Genomic DNA, 18,107 nt, shown 5'->3' on the forward strand with positions numbered 1-18,107 from the left:
TCCGTCCCGCTAACGCGAATGGAAACAAACAGAATGCTATCGCTGCATAGTTGAACAGTGATGTTCAGCAGTGTTCAGCGTAAATGTATCAGCATGGGCAAAGTTGTCATCATTGGGGCGGGGCTGGCCGGCTTGGCTTGCGCCAAAGTGCTGAGCCAGGCGGGGTGGAGGGATGTCCTGGTTCTGGAAAAAAGCGACGGCCCTGGGGGGCGGGTGCGTACCGACAAGGTGGATGGCTTTCGCCTGGATCGCGGTTTTCAGGTGCTGTTCACCGCCTATCCCAAAGTGCGACAGCATTTGGATCTGGGCAAGCTCGATCCCCGTCCCTACCGGCCCGGCGCTATTTTGGCTCAACCCGGTCGCTGCTGGCTGTTGGGGGATCCCCTACGGGATCTGTCCAGCCTTCTCCCCTCTTTGCTCAACCCCTTGGCCAGCTTTGGGGACAAGCTCAAGGTGCTGCAATTGCGATCCGAGCTGGCGCGCCGCAGCCCGGAGCAGGTTTTTCAAGAAGGGCTAGGGGGATCCGATTGCTCGCTGCGGGAGTTTCTGGAGCAGTACGGCTTTTCCCAACAGATCTGCCAGCACTTTTTCTACCCCTTTTTCCGCGGGATCCTTCTAGATCCGGATCTGGGCAGTAGCGCCCGCCTCTTTGCCTTTTATTTCAAGATGATGGCTGAGGGCTCCATCGTCACCCCGGCCTTGGGCATGGGAGAGCTGGCCCGACAACTGGCCGGTCACCTGTCCCCCGAACAGATTCGCTACCAAACCCCGGTGGAGCGCATCCTGGCAGAAGACGGGAAAGTGCGCGGGATCCGCACCGCCAAGGGTGAAGAGATCCCTGCCGAGTGGGTAGTTTGTGCTACTGATGCCCCTCAGGCACGGGCCTGGCAGGCGGAGCTGTGCCCTCAAGCCCTCACCCCCATTCCCACCCAGGGGCGAGCGGTGACCTGTCTCTACTTCTGCGCCCCCTTTTCCCTCAGCCGCGGCGCCTACTTGTACCTCAACGCCACCGGCCAGGGCTGGATCAACCATTGGGTCCAACTTACCCGCATCAGCCCGGCGCTGGCTCCTCCTGGCCAACACCTGTATTCGGTGGTGGTGCTAGGGGATCCCCCCTTGAGGGACGAGGAACTGGCCCAAGCCTGCCGGGCCGAGCTGCAAGCTTACTTCCCGAAAGCTCCCCCAGAGCAATTTCGCCTGTTGCGGGTATACCGGATCCCTTTTGCCCAGTTTGTACAACCCCCCGGCTTTCAGCAGCATCTGGTTCCCACCTTTAGCGGCCTGCCGGGCCTCCTTTGGGCCGGGGAATACACCCACCAGAGCAGCCTCGAGGGATCCCTGCGCAGCGGCGAACAGGCAGCGGCGTGGATTCTCCAAAAATCGGCGTAAATCTGTACAAAGCAATACAGACTTTCTTAAGCCTATTCCCAGCAACAAAGCTGGGATCCCGTGGTATGAAGGGGGTGGACTTGGTTGCCCACGAGGATCCCTCTGTTATGCAGAATGTTACCCTCAACCCCTTCTCCCTTTTGCAGCGCTCGCTGGAACTGGTAGGCCCCATCTATGGGCCGCTGCTGATCCTGGCTTCTCCTGGCTTTGTCATTCCCATCGTTGCGGAGCTGATCCCGCTTGCTGGGGGGATCCTCAACTTGGCCTATGGCCTGATCGGCCTGCCCATCCTGGCAGGGGCAGCCTTCTGGTTGGTGGATCAGCACTTGAAGCAGCGAACTCCCCCGCTGGGCAACAGCCTGGGTCGGGCTGTCTCTAGGGCAGTGCCTCTGGTATTCGGCAGCATCCTGCTGGGGCTGATTGTCTCGCTGGGGATGCTGTTGTTTGTGCTTCCCGGTATCTACTGGGGAGTGAGGCTGGCTTTCACGCCCTGCGCGATTGTCCTGGAAGACAAAGGTGCCACAGAAGGGTTGGGCTACAGCTGGAACCTCGTCAGGAACCGTTGGTGGGGGGTGTTTTGGGCATTTCTGGCCGTGGGTTTGATCTTCGGCCTCGCAATCCTGATTTCGTTTTTTGTTGGGGGGATCCTGGGAGCTACCCTAGGTGCAGTTGTGGTTCGGAATGCCGTCGCCACAGCAGTTGCGCCTATCTTCGATATCTATACGGTGCTCCTATTCCGATCCCTGCAGCAGCTGCAAGCGCAAGCAGCCTAGTCTGGCTTTCCCTCACCCCCAGCCCTTCTTTCCTAGGGAGAGGGGCGCTCCAGGATCCCTCCCCCAAGTAGGAGCTCCCCGTGGTACCAGACGGCGGCTTGGCCAGGGGTGACGCCAAACTGGGGCTCGGCAAACTGCAACTTCACCCGCTCAGGAGATTCCGGGATCACCATGGCGGGCACTGGGGGGGTACGGTAGCGCACCTGAACCTCAACAGCCAAGGATGCCGTCGGCGCCGGGATAGAGACCCAGTTGACTTGGCTTACCCACGCTTCAGCCTGGGTAGCCTCCTCCCGTTCCCCCACGACAACGCGGTTCATGGCCGCATCGATGCGCACCACGTAAAGCGGACGGGAAGAGGCAATCCCCAACCCCTTGCGCTGGCCCACCGTGTAGTGGTGGATGCCCTCATGGGATCCCAGCACTCGCCCCTGGGTATCGACGATTTCCCCTGGCCTTTGCCCAAGGTACTGATCCAAAAAGCTCCGCATCGAGCCATAGGTTTCAATCAAGCAGAGATCCTGGCTTTCGGGCTTGTCGGCTGTAACCAGCCCGTAGCGGGCAGCCAACTGACGGGTTTGGGCCTTGGTGTACTCGCCCAAGGGGAAGAGGCTATGGGCTAGGTGCTCTTGGCTGAGGTCGTAGAGAAAATAGGACTGATCCTTCTGCCGATCTACCGCCCGCAGGAGTTGGTAACGTCCTAGCTCGGCGTTAAAGCGCACCCGTGCGTAGTGGCCGGTGGCCATCTGCGAGATGCCCAGCTTTTCGCGGGCATAGGCCAGCAACGGGCCGAATTTCACCAGCTTGTTGCATTGGGAGCAGGGCAGGGGAGTAATGCCCTCCGCGTAGCCGGCTACCAGGTAATCGACAATGTTGGCCTGGAACAGCTCGCGGCTATCCACCACATGGTGCGGGATCCCCAGCTGCTCACAAACAGCTGCCGCATCCACCAAGCCTTCAGTACAGCACTGCCCCTTCCCCCTCATGAGCCAGAGGGTGACCCCCTCCACGGCGTAGCCCTGTTCCTGCAAAAGGGCCGCCACCGTAGAGCTATCCACACCCCCAGAAAGGGCCGCCACAATGCGGGGCCGCGACGGGGATGCAACAGGTGAAACCGATGAGTGGGGGCTGATAACCATTGAGACAAGGGATCCTAGGAAAAGAAAGGCTCAGCCGGAAACAGAGGAGGCCTCTCTGATACATTTACGCTGAACACTGCTGAACATCACTGTTCAACTATGCAGCGATAGCATTCTGTTTGTTTCCATTCGCGTTAGCGGGACGGAGTCCAAACAGAATGGCGGTATCCCGCAAAGCTTTGAGTAGAATACCCAAAGCGCAGTTTCCGTGTCGTCTTACTACCAATTTTCTGCTTTGCTTTGGCTACCATGTTGGCAGACTCGAAAGTAAACAGAAAGATCAACTGGTAGTAATCCGTACTGAACATATTATACATTATTTTCAGTATAGTTGAGCTTATTATTGACTAGAGTCATGCTCTGGGAATTGGGGAACCCGGAACAAGCTGAGCCGGGATCTTTACTTTAGCCTTCCTCAGAATTGGCTGGCCCGGATCCCTTCTCAGGGGTGGTTTCTGAGATGCCCCTTTGCCGCAAGCGCCGCAGCGAATCCAGAGCCGCCGCCGCAACGCTATCGTGGGGATCCCTGGCCAGGTAGTTGAGAGCAGAAACGCTCTTGGGGGAAGGCAAATTGCCCAGCGCTTGGGCCAGCCGCTGCCGCACCAGCCAGTCTTCCGATTGGGCAAACCGCAGGATGTGATCCAGGGCCCGCGGATCCCCCAATTCCCCCAAAGCCGCAATGGCCGCTTGCTGCAGCAACACCTCCGGCCCATCCAAGGCTCGCAGAAGCACCTCGTAAGCCCGCGGATCCTTCAAGTTCCCCAAGGCCACCGCGGCACTGAAGCGCACCAGCCATTCTACATCCTCGTAGAAAGCACGCACTAAAGCTTCAAAAGCCCGCGGATCTTCCAAATAGCCCAGGGCACCTGCCGCGTCGGCGCGAATGCCATAATCCGGGTCTTGGGTGAGGATTTCCAGCAATTTGGGCAGACAGGCGTCCGTTTGCTTGATCCCCAGGGCAAAGACGGCAAAAGAGCGCACCTGCAAGTTTTCATCGTCGATGACCTGCAAAATCAGCGGCACCGCCTGCTCTGCCGGCACATCCCGCAACTGGGCCAAGGCCACCATCCGGTCCGCAGAACGCGGGCTGCGCAAGCGTTGAGCGATCTCCTGTAAACGGGCGGGGTTGGCGGGATCCAAAGCAGAGACAGTCATGGCGTTAACAAATATTTACAATCTTTCTTCAGTATGGCAAACGAGGCTGCGCTTGGACAGAGGCCGTCTTTGTCTGGCCCGGTCGGGATCTCTGGGGACATGGTGCCACTGTTTCGATCGACAAATCCTAGCACTGTTGTCGAGAAAAGCAGGTTGACTTGGCCCCATCCCGAAGATTTTGGATATTTTGGTGGAGAGGATACGAGGCTGATACATTTACGCTGAACACTGCTGAACATCACTGTTCAACTATGCAGCGATAGCATTCTGTTTGTTTCCAAACAGAATGGCGGTATCCCGCAAAGCTTTGAGTAGAATACCCAAAGCGCAGTTTCCGTGTCGTCTTAACTACCAATTTTCTGCTTTGCTTTGGCTACCATGTTGACAGACTCGAAAGTAAACAGAAAGATCAACTGGTAGTAATCCGTACTGAACATATTATACATTATTTTCAGTATAGTTGAGCTTATTATTGACTAGAGTCATGCTCTCTCCCGGTGGTCTCTATGCTGAAATCGCTGCCTGCTCGCCCATTGTCCTGCTTTCTTGTAGCCGGCCTGCTGTTGGCAGGGGGCGTTGCGTTTTTGGCCCCCCGTTGGTTCCCGGCTCTGGCCAACGAACAGGCTGTTCCTGAGGCCGAACTGGCGCTTCGGCCCCTCTTGCCTCCGGGATCCCGGATCCTCAGCTCGCGGCGATTGAGCGACACAGAAGCGGAAATTTGGGTGGAGTCTCGGGGGGGAACCAGCCCTGTGATCATGCGGCTGAATGCTGCAGGGACTTGGGAACAGGATATGAGCGCCACCTTGGCCCGCGGAGCCAGCCAGATGCAAGCTCTCGCCCGGCAACAAACGGTGAACTTGCCTGCCGGCTTTGGCCAGACCGCCCCCGATCAACCCCCGCCGCCGGTGCCCTCCCTTCTGCAGGCTACCCAAGCTGCCTCTAGCCTGATCCCGCCAGTGGATCGAGAGCAGGAAACCCAGCGGGCCTTGAGTGGGGCTGGCCGTGTGGATCCCTTTGTGCCTCAAAACGTGCGTGCTCCTGAACCGCAGATTGTCCTGCCGCCCCTGCCTCCACCTCCGGTTTTGCCCCCTCCTGGCAGCGGCAATGGCGCCCCTGTAGCCGTGGCTACCCCGATCCCAACGCCTACCCCCGACCCGGCTGCGTTTGCCCGCAGTGTACAGGTTTCCGGGATGATACAGATCGGCGGCGAGTCCTTTGCTCTGGTTTCTGGCCCAGGTGTCATTCCCGCTGTGGTGCAGGCCGGGCAAAACTACCAAACCGCCAAGGTGGCCGGAGTATCGGTGCCAGAGCGACGGGTTGTGCTCTCGGAAGGGGGAGAAACGGTCGTGAAGCAAATGGAAGACACCAGCGTGATTGTAGGTGCGCCCTAGCTTCAGCAGCAGCAAGACACCGACGGTAGAACGGGCTTATTCCAAGTAGCAGCCAACTAGCAGTAAAACAGTTGGCTGGCTTGATTCCCAACTCCCCCTTCCAGAGGGGCCGGGGGCAAGGGTCAGAGGCTACTTGAACGGGCTCGGAACAACCCTAGTTGGAAGATAGGAGTTGCCAGATCTCCAGATCCCGAGATCTTGGCGGCAAGGCCGAGAAGACTTCAAAAGCGGGGTTCGCTGCTGAGGCGGGAGGGCTGCTGTTTTAGGTAGCGCAAAAACTCCCGCAGCTCGGCGTCGCTGAGTTGGTGGCGAGATTTCTTCTGAAAGCGACGCTCCAAAAACTCTTGTCCTTCCTTGCGGCCCCAGCCAATGCGCTGCATCTCCACATCCGTTTGGGCAATGATGTCCGATAGGTCATCCCCATAGGCCGCCGGCTCACTTAGACCGGGCAGCTCTGGGGAACTTGGCTTTGCAGGGATCCCTATCGACTCGGGGGCTGGAGAAGCAGGGGAAGACTGGGCGTGTCCGTTGGCCAACTCAGGAGTTGGCAGATAAGGCACCCTGGCGGCAGCAGAATCCATGCCCAAACTCAAAGAGGAAGTGGGGCGACCAAATCCTGCGTGGTTCAGGGCGCGCTTCAAGGCAGCATCTTCCGCCTCTTCGACGGTGTTCGAGCCAGCCATGCCACTGCCCAAAACCGTGTTGTTCACCACCACCTGGGCTCTGACGATGTAGATCCCTTCTTCCACCCGCAACAGATCGGTGAGCAAACTGCCCATAGGGTACCGCTCTCGAAAGTCTTGGATCATGTTGGCGTCAGAACCTGTTGCTGCTGAAGCTCTGACTACAAGCTAGCCCGAAAGTTAACTTGGCATCCAGATCTCAATCCAATCCCACCCTCAATATCGACATTGAATTGATATAAAGCGAGAGATCTCAACAAGAGGGAGCTGTCCGAGCAGATAACATCCCGGCTGGTGAGGGTATGCTATGGCCAAGGAATCCAGTTATATTAAGCAAGCGTCAACCCACGTGGCTGGCTTGGAAAACCTGAATTATCAGCAGCTCAGCCTTGACTCTTAGCTCTATTGTCGGCGCCAAGACAGATGGGGGACTATGGCCAGCGATACCATCGGGGTCAGCTCAGCGAGTTTGGGACGGGCAGCCATTCGAGAGCGCAACTACGGCACTGCTTTGCAGTTGCTCCGGCGGGCTTATCGTGCGGATCCCAGCCCAGAGAATGCCCGTTGGCTGGCCACTGCCTATGAAGAAGCGGGTTACCTTCAATTGGCCGCTCTGTACCGAGAATTGGCCCAAGAGCGCAGGGAGACTCCCAAAGCGATTCAATTTCAGGCCCCCAAACCTCCCAGCACCCTTGAGGAGCTGAAGCAGCCATCTCCTGAACCGCCGGATCGCAAGACCATTCCCTTGCCGCAGCCGATCCCACGCCCAACCCCACCCGCATCTCCTCCGGATCAGCCAATTTGGGTTTACAAGCCCACCCCCATCGATCCCAAAAGCATCAGCCGCCAAGCGCCCCTTCGACCTCAAGCTGCAGAGACTGCCCCTTCCCCTCAACCATCGGCGAAGAGGGACGACTATCTGCCGGTTCAGCACGCCCCGGATTTGAAAAACCCGCAGCAGGGATCCCCCTTTGTGCGGCGACTGAACCAACTGCATCGCCAGTTTAAGGATCAGCCCACAGCGGAACTGGCGCTACAACTGGCGGAAGCCTACGACGAGCAAAAGAACTTTAAAGAGGCCCAGCGCTACTACCGAGAGGTTTTGGATCTGGATGACTCTTGGCTGTTACGACCGATGGTGCAAGAGCGCCTAGAAGAGCTGCGGCAACTGCAGGAGCCAACAGCCGAACAGAATCCTTGGGCAGATCTCTCAGCCCAAAACTTGCTCAAGCTAGGAGAAAAGTTGGAACAGGAAGGGGAAGTGGCTCGTGCCGAGCAAGTTTACCGGCAGATCCTGAAAATGGATGCCACCTTGGATGTCCATGCTAAGGCTCGCAAGGGTCTAAACCGGCTCTATCCCGACGGAAAGCGGTGATTTGCAGGCCACTCCATTCCCCTCACTCGGCGCAATGGGGAAGCAGCTCACCCTTCCCGAGGATCGAGGGCGTCCCGCAAACCATCCCCCAGCAGGTTAAAGGATAGAGAGGTCAGCACCACCATCAAAGTGGGGGCCAGCACCAGCCAGGGTTGTAGGATGATCACCGAAGCGTTGGTGGCCAGCGAGAGCATGTTGCCCCAAGAGGCATCCGGCTGTTGGATCCCCAACCCGATGAGGCTCAGCACCGACTCTGCCGCAATGTAGCCGGGCACCGCCAAGGTTGCCGAGATCACCACATAAGTAGCTGTCTGGGGCAAAATATGGCGCACCAGCAGATACAGGGATCCCGCCCCGGCCACCCGCGCTGCCTGCACAAAGTCCCGCTCTCGCAAGGACAGCACCTGCCCGCGAATCACCCTGGCTAGGCCCGCCCAACCCACAAAAGAGAGGATCACCACAATCACCAAGAAGCGCTCGGCATTGCTGAAAGGCACCCCGGTCAGCGGATTCACCTGCAACACCGCTGCCAGCGACACCAGCAGATACAGCGTCGGAATCGACATCAACACCTCTGCCAAGCGCATCAGGAGCGTATCCACCCAGCCCCCAAGGTAGCCGGATATGGCCCCCACCAGCAGACCAATGGGGAAAGAGATGCCAATGCCCACCAAGCCGATAAACAGGCTGACGCGCCCGCCATAGACCAAGCGACTGAAATAGTCCCGACCTTGATCATCGGTGCCCAGCAGGTGCAGCCGTGCCACAGGTGGCTCTTCGCTGATTTGCGATCCCACTTGTCCTGCTTCTGCAACAGGCCGCAGCGGGACGGTGCCGAACAGATGCCGATTGGAGGGGATCAACCCCAACCAACGGTAGGGAGTACCGGCCACAAACAAGCGGATCCCGGCTGGACGGCTGGTATCCACCAAGAGCGGGCGTTCTCCCGTTTCCAGATCCACTGGCCCCTGGCGGGTTGGATAAACGTGGGGCCCAATCCAAGCGCCCGATTCATCCCAAAAGTGAATGGCGGTGGGCGGCAGAAGGGATCCCCCCGGTTGAGATTCCAGTGGGCTGTAGGGGGCAACGAACTCGGCAAAAATGGCGCAGGCGTAGAAAACAAGAAGAATGTAGGCTCCTGCTTGGGCCCATCGATTGCGGCGAAGCCGTTTCCACCACTGCATAAGGCAGAGATTCCAGTCGAGTCCAGTTGAACCAAATGCCAGCAGTGTAGCTGATCGTGTCTTGTTCCAGTTGCAGAGAGGGCTGCAAGGTGTCACCGATTCATGCTGGCAGGACGAGTCCCTTCCCCAGTCCAAGACAAGCTCAGCCTGCCAAGGAATAGCTGGGGCTGTAGAGGGCCATCATCTCCATCCGCACCGCAGCAATCGTCTGGGGCAGCACCCCCACCAGCCGTGCCAAAATGTCATCGGGCAATTGGCTAACCAAATCCGCAGAGAAAAATTCCTCTAAGCTAAAGAGCAAAACCCGCGCCCGCTGCGCCGGCAAAGGATTGTCGGTGATTTGCTGCAGCCAACGCATCCAGTGCAGCCGCTTGGCATAGGCATTTTGCCGCTCTTGGTGGTCTTGCGGATGCAGCAAAACCACATCCCCAATGGGGACAACGCCGCCGGACTCCACATCCAAGGGCCCCCCAACAGCAGCACCCGGCCCGGCAAACTCAGCATGAAACGTCTTGCAGATGATCAGGGCGTTGTGCCGCTGGGGATCCACCATCAGCAATTGCCCACTGCTGAGGGTTCGAATCAGCTGGCCAGGCTCAACTCGCTGAACCAGACTACGGCTGGGGGGAAGCTCGCTCATAGATCTCAGGATATCTCAACCTTCCCTTGCCTTACATGGTATCTTTAACTTTCTCAGAGCTGCTTGACGCAATCTTCATATTGAGCCCTCTATCGAGACTTTGTGTTGCGAGCATTGCCAGAGGGTCTTCTTCAGGCTGCCGCTGGGCTGAGGCTGATCTTGCCGGTAACATGGATTCTGGTGTCTCCAGCTTGGCATCGGCCAATGCGACGGGCGTAGGGGTAGCCGGCACTGTGCAGCTCTTGCAAGAGGTCTGAGGTGTAGCCGGGATCCACCGCCACCAGCAAGCCCCCGCTGGTTTGGGGATCTGCCAGCAGCAGTTGCTGCCACTCGGGCAGGGATTCTGCCTGTATCCCCTCATAGCCCTGCCAATTGCGACGAGCCGCCCCTGGAAAGATCCCCGCCTCTGCCAGCGAGAGCGCTTCTGCCAAAAACGGAATGGAAGCCAGATCCAAACTGGCCCCCACCCCCGAGCCGCGACAGACTTCCAGCAAGTGTCCCACCAGGCCAAACCCTGTTACATCCGTCATGGCGTGAACTTGCGGTCGCTGGGCCAGTTGCGAGCCGATGCGATTCAGCTGGGTCATCACCTGCAAAACTTCCGCGTAGCCTGCCGCACTGAGCTGACCCTTTTTCAGAGCGGTGGTCATCACCCCGATCCCCAGCGGCTTGGTCAGGATCAGATCGTCCCCAGGTTGGGCCGTGGCATTGCGGCGAATGTGGTGTGGATGGGCCAAACCTGCTGCCACCAAGCCGAAGATGGGCTCCGGCGAATCGATGGAGTGCCCCCCTGCCAAAGGGATCCCGGCTTCTTGGCAAACCTGGATCCCTCCGGCCATGATCCCTTGGATGGCCTGCATCGGCAGGGTATTGACCGGCATGCCCAAAACTGCCAAAGCCAGAATGGGAGTGCCCCCCATCGCGTAGACATCGGAAAGGGCATTGGTCGCCGCGATCCGACCAAAATCCACCGGCTCATCCACAATCGGCATGAAGAAGTCGGTGGTCAAAATTAGGGCTTGGTGGTCGTTTAGTTGATAGACAGCCGCATCATCGCTGGTTTCAGCTCCCACCAACAAAGCCGGATTTGGGGAGAGCAGGGGTACATCCCTGAGAATTTGTTGCAGCAGGGCCGGGGCAATTTTACAGCCGCAGCCACCGCCGTGGGAGTACTGGGTGAGGCGAATGGGAGCATCCATAGATTCAAGAAAAGGGAAAAAACATCAGCTGACTTTACTGTAGCGGCATCTGCAGGCAGTCGAGAAATGGACACGCTGAGTTAAGGTTAAAGGGATCCCACTATCCATAGCGTTGCCATGTCTTTTGTTCCTTTGCATCTCCACAGCGAATACAGCCTCTTGGATGGCGCCAGCCAATTGCCGCGTTTGGTCGAGCAGGTGGTGGCTATGGGTTTGCCGGGGCTGGCCCTGACGGATCACGGTGTCATGTATGGGGCATTGGAGCTGGTGAAACTGTGTAAAAGCAAAGGGATTACTCCAATCATCGGCAATGAAATGTATGTAATCAACGGCGATATCCGCGACAAAAGCCGCAAGTACCCCAAGTATCACCAGGTGGTTCTGGCCAAAAATACCCAGGGCTACAAAAACTTGGTAAAGCTGACCACCATTTCCCATCTACATGGCATTCAAGGCAAAGGGATTTTCTCTCGCCCCTGCATTAACAAAGAGTATTTGGTGCAATACAAAGAAGGGCTGATCGTCACCAGCGGCTGCTTGGCAGGAGAAGTGCCTCAAGCTATTTTGCAGCGGCGGCCAGAAATTGCCCGTGAAGTTGCCGCTTGGTACCAAGAGCAGTTTGGGGATGATTATTACATCGAGATTCAGGATCACGGTTATCAAGAAGATCGCTTTGTCAATGTGCAGTTGGTGCGCATCGCCCGCGAATTGGGGATCCCGATCATCCTCACCAACGATAGCCATTTTATTTCCTGCTGGGATGTAGAGGCCCACGATGCGCTGCTCTGCATTCAAACAGGCAAATCCCTTACTGAAAAAAATCGCCTTCGCTACACCGGAACCGAATACCTGAAAAGCCCAGAAGAGATGCGCCGTCTCTGCCGTGACCATTTGGAACAGGAGGTGATTGACGAGGCCATCGCCAACACCCTGAAGGTGCTGGAAAAGATCGAGGGCTATGACCTATTTGGGGAAATGCGCATGCCCGACTACCCGGTTCCACCGGGCCATTCTGCCGATAGCTATCTCACAGAATTGGCCTGGCAGGGGCTGGCGAAGCGCTGCGGTGTTGCTCAGCCGGATCAGATCCCCCAAAACTACCAGGAGCGCCTGCGCTTTGAGCTGAACATCATCCAACAAAAGGGCTTCTCCAGCTATTTCCTGGTGGTCTGGGACTACGTTCGCTATGCCCGCGAGCAGGGGATCCCGGTGGGGCCGGGGCGAGGCTCGGCAGCAGGATCCCTGGTGGCCTATGCCCTACAAATTACCAACATTGACCCGGTTAAATACGGCCTACTGTTTGAGCGATTTCTCAATCCAGAACGTCAATCGATGCCGGATATCGATACGGATTTTTGCATCGAGCGGCGGGGAGAGCTGATCGACTATGTGACCCGCAAATACGGCCAAGAGCGAGTCGCCCAGATCATCACCTTTAACCGCATGACCTCTAAAGCCATTCTCAAAGATGTCGGTCGAGTCTTAGACATTCCCTACTCAGAAGCCGACAAAATGGCGAAATTGATCCCGGTATCCCGAGGCAAGCCCGCAAAATTGGAAGAGATGATTGGCGAGGATACTCCCGCTCCAGAGTTCAAAGAAAAATACGAGAAAGACCCAACCACCCACCGCTGGATCGAGCTGGCACGTTTGTTGGAGGGCACCAACAAAACCTTCGGGGTTCACGCTGCCGGTGTGGTGATTGCTAAGGATCCCTTAGATGAGATCGTGCCTCTGCAGTACAACAATGAAGGCCAAATTATCACCCAGTACTCGATGGAAGATATCGAGTCTTTGGGCTTGCTGAAGATGGACTTTTTGGGTCTGCGCAACCTGACGATGATTCAGCGGGCGGTGGAACTGATCCGAGAACACAATGGCGTCAATATAGATCTGGATAACCTACCCCTAGACGACAAGAAAACCTACCAGCTTTTGGAAAAGGGAGAGCTGGAAGGGATCTTCCAACTGGAATCTTCTGGCATGAAGCAGGTGGTGCGGGAGCTCAAACCTTCCAACTTAGAAGATATTTCCTCAGTATTGGCCTTGTACCGGCCAGGCCCATTGGATACGGGCATGATCCCCGACTTTATCGATCGCAAGCACGGTCGCAAACCGGTAACCTATGCCCACGAACTCCTCAAGCCCATTCTTCAGGATACCTACGGAGCCATCCTCTACCAGGAACAGATCATGCGCATTGCCCAAGACATGGCCGGATACACCTTAGGCCAAGCCGATCTGCTGCGGCGAGCGATGGGGAAAAAGAAAGTCTCCGAGATGGAGAAACACCGCGAGCAATTTGTGCAGGGGGCAGCCAAGCGGGGTGTAAGCCAAGAAGTTGCCACAGAATTGTTTGATCAAATGGTTGCTTTTGCCGAGTATTGCTTCAATAAATCGCATTCTACTGCCTATGGGTTGATTACTTTTCAAACAGCTTACCTCAAGGCCAATTACCCAACGGAATATATGGCAGCCTTGCTCTCTTCTGTGGGGGGAGATCAGGACAAGGTACAGCGCTACATTACCTATTGCTTGTCAATTGGGATCCAAATTCAGCCGCCGGATATCAACCGTTCTGGAATGGACTTTACTCCCCAGGGATCCAGCATTTTGTTTGGTCTGGGGGCAGTGAAGAATGTAGGGGAGGGGGCCATTCAAAACATTTTGGCTGCCCGTCAAGCTGATGGCCCCTTCACCTCTCTGGCGGATTTTTGCCAGCGGGTGGATCTGCGCATTGTTAACCGTCGTGCCCTGGAGGCCCTGATTTGTGCGGGCGCTTTTGATTGTATTTCTGGAAATCGTAAACAACTAATTGCCGATTTGGATCCCATCCTCAGTTGGGCAGCGCAGCGAGCCAAGTCCAAAGCCATCGGCCAAGCCAGCTTGTTCGATCTACTGGGGAGCAATAACAGCGCCGGCAATGGATTTGTGGAGGCTCCGCGTGGGCCGGCTACTGAAGATTTTCCACCTCAGGAAAAGTTGAGGCTAGAACGGGAGCTGCTGGGGTTTTATGTCTCGGATCATCCGCTGCGGCGCATTCAGGAGCAAGCGCGGCTGCTGGCCCCTGTAAACCTAGCTGACTTGGGCGGCTGCGCAGCCGATGCCTCTGTGGGCGTTCTCGCCCTGGTGACTGCCATTAAAAATGTCACAACCAAGAAAGGGGATCGCATGGCCATTTTGCAACTGGAAGATCTCACCGGCAGTTGTGAAGCAGTGATCTTCCCCAAAACCTATGAACGTTTGCGCGGTCGCCTGGAGGTGGATCAACGGCTGTGGGTCTGGGCCAAAGTGGATCAGCGGGATGAACAGGTGCAACTGATTGTGGAAGATTTACAACCGATTGAATCTGTTAGTTGGGTAACGGTGGAGATCCCTCTCGACTCTGCTGGGACACTGGAGGATCGATATCGTTTACAGACGCTAATCGCTCGCCAACGCTCGGAAATTAAAGAAGAAAATCGCATTCCCGTGGTGGCTGCCATCACCGCCCATCCCCATACCCTTTGGGTGAGAATGGGATCCCAATTTTGGGTTAACAATGCCCAAGCCGCCGTTGAAGCCCTGCGTCAAGCCGGCTACACCGCCCGCAGCGAATCGCTGCTCTCTCCATAGGCATGGCAGAGAAAGCTCCGGCAGCAGCAGGAGAAATTCAACGGAGCTGTTTCTCAAGCCAAGCCCGCAACTGGCTCACCGTCAGCCGAGGGGAAGGACGTGGCAAAGGTCGCTCGGGATCCCCTGCCAGGGTGAGCACGGGAACTTCCAGTTGGTATCGCTCCCACCAACTCGGGTTGGAGGTGATGTCGCGGATTTCCAACAGGGTGATCTCAGGGATTTGCCACAACTTATCGGCCAAGCCTTCGCACAGGTGGCAGCCGGGCTTGCTGTAGAGAATCAGCGCAGGCCAAGGGGATGGCATAGCGGATCCCTAGCGGGTGACGGTGCAGGCCAGCCGACGGTGTTGTAGGGAAGGCATCTGCCGCCTGACCAACTGGAAACGCTCTGGGTTAATTTCAGCAATGGCCACCCCCGGTTTTTCGCCACCCGCATCCGCCAAGATAGTCCCCCAGGGGTCCACGATCATGGCATGGCCGTGACACTGTCGCCGCTCGTAGTGGGTGCCCACCTGGGCGGGGGCTATCACGTAACAGGTGTTCTCAATGGCCCGGCATTGCAGCAAAACCTGCCAGTGATCCCGACCCGTGTAGGCCGTGAAGGCGGCAGGGATGAGCAAAATCTGGGCTCCGCGATCCACCAGGGATCGGTACAGCTCTGGAAAGCGTACGTCGTAGCAGACCGACAAACCGAGGTTCCCCAGTTGCTCTTGCTCGCAGGTGACCACCTCATCTCCGCTGACCACCGTGTTCGACTCGCGGTAGGTATTGCCGTCGGGCAGATTGACATCGAACAGGTGGATTTTGCGATAGCGAGCCAGCTCTTTGCCGTCAGGGCTGTAGAGGGCAGCGGTATTGTAAACTTTGCCCTGCCCGTCCGGCACAGGATACCCTCCTCCCAAAATAAATACCTGGTAGCGCTGGGCCATCTTGCTCAGAAACTCCTCCGCCCGCTCCGCAATCTCGGGGGCAAGGCGGGCTTTCTCGGCTTCCGGCCCCATGAAGGCAAAGTTTTCTGGTAGCGTCACCAGCTCGCACCCCTGGCGCACTGCAAAGTCGATCCACTCTTCCGCCTGCTGCAAGTTGCTGGCCAGATCGGGAATGCTGGTCATTTGAATGGCGGCTGCCAGATAAGAGCGCATAGACGGAAACTCCAAAGGATGCTAAAGGGGATCCGGCCGGCTAGCCGACCAGATGCCACCAGCCGAAGGCAGGCCCTACAAATCGGATCACCACCCAAATGATGGCCAGGAGAATGATGCCTGCCCAAGCGCCACGGGTTGTCCAATTGTAGATGGCGCGAGCTTGCCCTTTGGTGAGGGGAATGTCTTTGAGGTTGGGAAACACCAGCTCTTGGTCGGGATCTTGGCTGATGCGGGTTTTACGGCGCTTTGCTTCGCCCATGGGGTAGCCTCCGAGTTCTTCGCTGGGGTGGCGACTTTTATCTTAAGGCCTTCTGCCTGGGTCACAAGACTGGGTTGACATCCATCTGCATCACAATCGCCTACTTGTGCCATCGGGCCACGCCAATCCATCCCTAGCCGGAAATCCACAAAGGGGATCCCTGGTGCTCTTGGGGACGATTGCCATCCTCTTCGGTAATGGCCACAGCCCGCACCCATTCTGTAGATTCAAACACCGGCGGTAGGCGCAGCTCCTGTTGGCGATTTCCTGTTTCATCCACCGGAAAAGCTGCCACGAGAACGGCCCCCGCCCTATCGGTGGTAAAGGGCGCCTCCGGTTCCAGCACCACCCACAGGGCATAGACCCGGCCTTCCGGCAAAGGCGGCAACCCTTGGGCCACCAATCGCCCTTGCAGGCGCTGGGGATCCACCTCAAGCTTGACCGAGCCGGCCAGGTTCTCCGCAGTCGGCTGCAATTCATAGGTCAACACCTCGGTAGGGATCCCTTGCGTCTGGGCTAGCTGCAGCCTGCGCCACAGGTAGAGGTTCCCCAGCCCCAAAGCGACGATCAAGCCTGCGGCCACCGCCCCCAAGCCCCGTTGCCAGAGACGGGATCCCTTGGCAATCCAGGCGGGGGTGCGCATCGGTTGGGCTGCCTGCTCCGCATGTGCCTGCAACAGAGAAGCCCGCAGGGTAGGGGGGGGTTGCTTTTCCTCTATACCGTAGGCTGTCTCCAATGCCTGTTGCAACGCTTGCAGTTCTCGGTGCAGCTCCGGGCGCAGCTTGAGCAAGGCTTCCAGCCGCTCGGCCTCTTCCGGGGAGAGATCCCCCAGCACATAGCCTGCCAGCCACAGTTGCAGTTCTTCGGGAGACACAGATTCGGCTTTCATGAGGGGCCTCCCAACAACTCGCGCAGCCGCAGCAGAGCCCGCCGAGCTCTGGCTTTGACCGTTCCCAAAGGCAGATCCAGTTGCTTGGCAATTTCCGTTTGGCTCATGCCTTCGTAATAGGCCATCTTTAAGACTTGCCGTTGACTTTCGGACAACTCGGCCAAGGCCGTTTGCACCTCGGCCACCCGTTCCGCTTGGGCCAACTGCTCCAAGGTGGGATCCGCAGCAGGACTACCCTGCAATTCCACTCTGCCCTGTTCCAGGGAGCGCTGTCGATTCCGCCAAGAGCGCAGCCGATCCAAACAGCGAGAGCGAGCCAAGATGCTCAGGTAGGTGCGCAGGGATCCCCGTCTGGGATCAAAGGAGGAACGAGCCAAGTTCAAAAAAATATCCTGGGTGAGATCTTCGGCTTCGGCAGTACTGCCCAGCATTTTGCAGGCAATTCCGTACACCAAGCCGGCATGTCGGTCGTAGAGAATGGCCAGAGCTTGTGACCGGCCTGCTTTTAGGGCTGCAAACACCTCTGCATCGGTTTTTTCCTGCAGGGATCCCTCAGCTTTGTCGCCCTCGATCTTCATGAGCGGGAAGAGGAAACGGGATGGAAAAGAGAAAGAAACTGCAGAGGCACAAGCATCGCCCAGAGTAATCCAAGCAGGGCAGCGGCTCTCATAATTTATCGTCTGCATAGGCGGAGGTCAACCCCGAGCTAAGGGGAGATAGAAGGCCCAATCCTGAGCTGGGATCGGGCCGGGTCAAGGATCAACAGCAGCAACGATCTCAAAACGATTCCAACAATTGGTTCCAAATCAATGAATCCAAAACATTGATTATGTTGATTAACCTTGATTTAGATAGGCAAATGGGAATCGGCTTTCCTAGAGGGCGGCCAAGCCAAAGAACGGCCCACCCGGCAGGGTGCCCAGGGATGTGGCACGACCGGTGTTGAGGTCAATTCGATACAAGGTGGAGCCGCCGATGGCAAAGCCGGTATCCACTCCATCAGCAGTACGGATGTCAAACCCACCCATAGGGCCGAAGTTCACCCCCAGAGGGCCAATGGGCACCTGAACCCCATCGTTGGGGGGTTAACAGCAGCTGCTGTTTCTATCATCGTTTATTTGAGCGGTTCTAGGTTCACGGCAAGTTGACGGCAGCTACGGTTTTTGTTACCACCGATCTAGGTCGTGTTGATCTTATGTTAGGATAGAGAGAATAATTTATAGAGGAAAGAGGATGAAGTTGGTTTTTTTAGATGAAAACAAATGGCAGAAG

The 18,107-nt window shown here is 57.1% G+C and carries 16 protein-coding genes and 1 pseudogene; 5 read left to right on the forward strand and 12 right to left on the reverse strand.

Annotated elements, in window-relative coordinates; translation table 11 throughout:
• Positions 1–60: 60 nt before the first annotated feature.
• Positions 61–1,389: an NAD(P)/FAD-dependent oxidoreductase gene (locus ACVW0C_RS13375; protein WP_457385882.1), complete on the forward strand. Its 1,329-nt coding sequence runs from the start codon at positions 61–63 to the stop codon at positions 1,387–1,389.
• Positions 1,390–1,454: 65 nt separating this feature from the next.
• Positions 1,455–2,162, forward strand: a complete 708-nt coding sequence (locus ACVW0C_RS13380; protein ID WP_457385884.1) for a glycerophosphoryl diester phosphodiesterase membrane domain-containing protein — start codon at positions 1,455–1,457, stop codon at positions 2,160–2,162.
• A gap of 32 nt (positions 2,163–2,194) precedes the next feature.
• Here the strand turns inward: ACVW0C_RS13380 and mnmA are convergent, their stop codons facing one another.
• Together mnmA and ACVW0C_RS13390 are read right to left on the reverse strand one after the other, a co-directional pair.
• A complete protein-coding gene (gene mnmA / locus ACVW0C_RS13385; RefSeq protein WP_457385886.1) occupies positions 2,195–3,301 on the reverse strand; it encodes a tRNA 2-thiouridine(34) synthase MnmA in 1,107 nt (368 codons plus the stop codon).
• A 405-nt stretch (positions 3,302–3,706) separates the two neighbouring features.
• Positions 3,707–4,456 (reverse strand): HEAT repeat domain-containing protein, encoded by a 750-nt coding sequence (locus ACVW0C_RS13390; protein WP_414329744.1) that lies wholly within the window; start codon positions 4,454–4,456, stop codon positions 3,707–3,709.
• 506 nt (positions 4,457–4,962) lie between these two features.
• Between ACVW0C_RS13390 and ACVW0C_RS13395 the strand changes: the two genes are divergently transcribed.
• Positions 4,963–5,847 carry a hypothetical protein gene (locus ACVW0C_RS13395; protein ID WP_414421811.1) on the forward strand — a complete coding sequence of 295 codons (885 nt, stop codon included), beginning with the start codon at positions 4,963–4,965 and terminating at the stop codon, positions 5,845–5,847.
• A gap of 221 nt (positions 5,848–6,068) precedes the next feature.
• Here ACVW0C_RS13395 and ACVW0C_RS13400 read toward each other — a convergent pair whose 3' ends face one another.
• The gene (locus tag ACVW0C_RS13400; RefSeq protein WP_457385888.1) at positions 6,069–6,656 is read right to left on the reverse strand and encodes a hypothetical protein; all 588 of its coding nucleotides are present in this window, start codon (positions 6,654–6,656) and stop codon (positions 6,069–6,071) included.
• A gap of 307 nt (positions 6,657–6,963) precedes the next feature.
• On the opposite strand from ACVW0C_RS13400, the gene ACVW0C_RS13405 reads away from it, so the two are divergent.
• The gene (locus ACVW0C_RS13405; protein ID WP_457385890.1) at positions 6,964–7,905 is read left to right on the forward strand and encodes a hypothetical protein; all 942 of its coding nucleotides are present in this window, start codon (positions 6,964–6,966) and stop codon (positions 7,903–7,905) included.
• 47 nt (positions 7,906–7,952) lie between these two features.
• Here the strand turns inward: ACVW0C_RS13405 and ACVW0C_RS13410 are convergent, their stop codons facing one another.
• The 3 genes from ACVW0C_RS13410 to selD form a co-directional block, all read right to left on the reverse strand.
• Complete coding sequence (locus tag ACVW0C_RS13410) at positions 7,953–9,089, reverse strand: ABC transporter permease (protein ID WP_457385892.1); 1,137 nt, start codon at positions 9,087–9,089, stop codon at positions 7,953–7,955.
• A 142-nt stretch (positions 9,090–9,231) separates the two neighbouring features.
• Positions 9,232–9,729: a hypothetical protein gene (locus tag ACVW0C_RS13415; protein WP_457385894.1), complete on the reverse strand. Its 498-nt coding sequence runs from the start codon at positions 9,727–9,729 to the stop codon at positions 9,232–9,234.
• Between the two features lie 131 nt (positions 9,730–9,860).
• Positions 9,861–10,928, reverse strand: a complete 1,068-nt coding sequence (gene selD / locus ACVW0C_RS13420) for a selenide, water dikinase SelD (protein ID WP_457385896.1) — start codon at positions 10,926–10,928, stop codon at positions 9,861–9,863.
• 117 nt (positions 10,929–11,045) lie between these two features.
• On the opposite strand from selD, the gene ACVW0C_RS13425 reads away from it, so the two are divergent.
• Positions 11,046–14,543: a DNA polymerase III subunit alpha gene (locus ACVW0C_RS13425; protein WP_457385898.1), complete on the forward strand. Its 3,498-nt coding sequence runs from the start codon at positions 11,046–11,048 to the stop codon at positions 14,541–14,543.
• A 37-nt stretch (positions 14,544–14,580) separates the two neighbouring features.
• On the opposite strand, the gene ACVW0C_RS13430 is transcribed toward ACVW0C_RS13425, so the two are convergent.
• The 6 genes and pseudogenes from ACVW0C_RS13430 to ACVW0C_RS13455 all read right to left on the reverse strand — a co-directional run.
• Positions 14,581–14,847 carry a glutaredoxin family protein gene (locus ACVW0C_RS13430; RefSeq protein ID WP_457385900.1) on the reverse strand — a complete coding sequence of 89 codons (267 nt, stop codon included), beginning with the start codon at positions 14,845–14,847 and terminating at the stop codon, positions 14,581–14,583.
• Positions 14,848–14,856: 9 nt separating this feature from the next.
• Positions 14,857–15,684, reverse strand: a complete 828-nt coding sequence (locus tag ACVW0C_RS13435; RefSeq protein ID WP_414406869.1) for a carbon-nitrogen hydrolase family protein — start codon at positions 15,682–15,684, stop codon at positions 14,857–14,859.
• Positions 15,685–15,724: 40 nt separating this feature from the next.
• The gene (locus ACVW0C_RS13440; protein WP_414329235.1) at positions 15,725–15,946 is read right to left on the reverse strand and encodes a DUF2839 domain-containing protein; all 222 of its coding nucleotides are present in this window, start codon (positions 15,944–15,946) and stop codon (positions 15,725–15,727) included.
• Between the two features lie 133 nt (positions 15,947–16,079).
• Positions 16,080–16,835: an anti-sigma factor domain-containing protein gene (locus ACVW0C_RS13445; RefSeq protein WP_457385901.1), complete on the reverse strand. Its 756-nt coding sequence runs from the start codon at positions 16,833–16,835 to the stop codon at positions 16,080–16,082.
• Complete coding sequence (locus tag ACVW0C_RS13450) at positions 16,832–17,413, reverse strand: sigma-70 family RNA polymerase sigma factor (protein ID WP_457385903.1); 582 nt, start codon at positions 17,411–17,413, stop codon at positions 16,832–16,834. Before ACVW0C_RS13450 ends, ACVW0C_RS13445 begins: the two co-directional genes overlap by 4 nt.
• Before the next feature lie 297 nt (positions 17,414–17,710).
• Positions 17,711–17,908, reverse strand: a pseudogene (locus ACVW0C_RS13455) (DUF4394 domain-containing protein); the annotation flags it as partial.
• Positions 17,909–18,107 lie beyond the last annotated feature (199 nt).

The organism is Thermostichus sp. OS-CIW-26 (assembly GCF_054058395.1).

Coding starts and splice junctions, on each gene's coding strand:
- ACVW0C_RS13375 (WP_457385882.1), top strand. CDS start 61: ATGTTCAGCAGTGTTCAGCGTAAATGTATCAGCATGGGCAAAGTTGTC.
- ACVW0C_RS13380 (WP_457385884.1), top strand. CDS start 1,455: ATGAAGGGGGTGGACTTGGTTGCCCACGAGGATCCCTCTGTTATGCAG.
- mnmA (WP_457385886.1), bottom strand. CDS start 3,301: ATGGTTATCAGCCCCCACTCATCGGTTTCACCTGTTGCATCCCCGTCG.
- ACVW0C_RS13390 (WP_414329744.1), bottom strand. CDS start 4,456: ATGACTGTCTCTGCTTTGGATCCCGCCAACCCCGCCCGTTTACAGGAG.
- ACVW0C_RS13395 (WP_414421811.1), top strand. CDS start 4,963: ATGCTGAAATCGCTGCCTGCTCGCCCATTGTCCTGCTTTCTTGTAGCC.
- ACVW0C_RS13400 (WP_457385888.1), bottom strand. CDS start 6,656: ATGATCCAAGACTTTCGAGAGCGGTACCCTATGGGCAGTTTGCTCACC.
- ACVW0C_RS13405 (WP_457385890.1), top strand. CDS start 6,964: ATGGCCAGCGATACCATCGGGGTCAGCTCAGCGAGTTTGGGACGGGCA.
- ACVW0C_RS13410 (WP_457385892.1), bottom strand. CDS start 9,089: ATGCAGTGGTGGAAACGGCTTCGCCGCAATCGATGGGCCCAAGCAGGA.
- ACVW0C_RS13415 (WP_457385894.1), bottom strand. CDS start 9,729: ATGAGCGAGCTTCCCCCCAGCCGTAGTCTGGTTCAGCGAGTTGAGCCT.
- selD (WP_457385896.1), bottom strand. CDS start 10,928: ATGGATGCTCCCATTCGCCTCACCCAGTACTCCCACGGCGGTGGCTGC.
- ACVW0C_RS13425 (WP_457385898.1), top strand. CDS start 11,046: ATGTCTTTTGTTCCTTTGCATCTCCACAGCGAATACAGCCTCTTGGAT.
- ACVW0C_RS13430 (WP_457385900.1), bottom strand. CDS start 14,847: ATGCCATCCCCTTGGCCTGCGCTGATTCTCTACAGCAAGCCCGGCTGC.
- ACVW0C_RS13435 (WP_414406869.1), bottom strand. CDS start 15,684: ATGCGCTCTTATCTGGCAGCCGCCATTCAAATGACCAGCATTCCCGAT.
- ACVW0C_RS13440 (WP_414329235.1), bottom strand. CDS start 15,946: ATGGGCGAAGCAAAGCGCCGTAAAACCCGCATCAGCCAAGATCCCGAC.
- ACVW0C_RS13445 (WP_457385901.1), bottom strand. CDS start 16,835: ATGAAAGCCGAATCTGTGTCTCCCGAAGAACTGCAACTGTGGCTGGCA.
- ACVW0C_RS13450 (WP_457385903.1), bottom strand. CDS start 17,413: ATGAAGATCGAGGGCGACAAAGCTGAGGGATCCCTGCAGGAAAAAACC.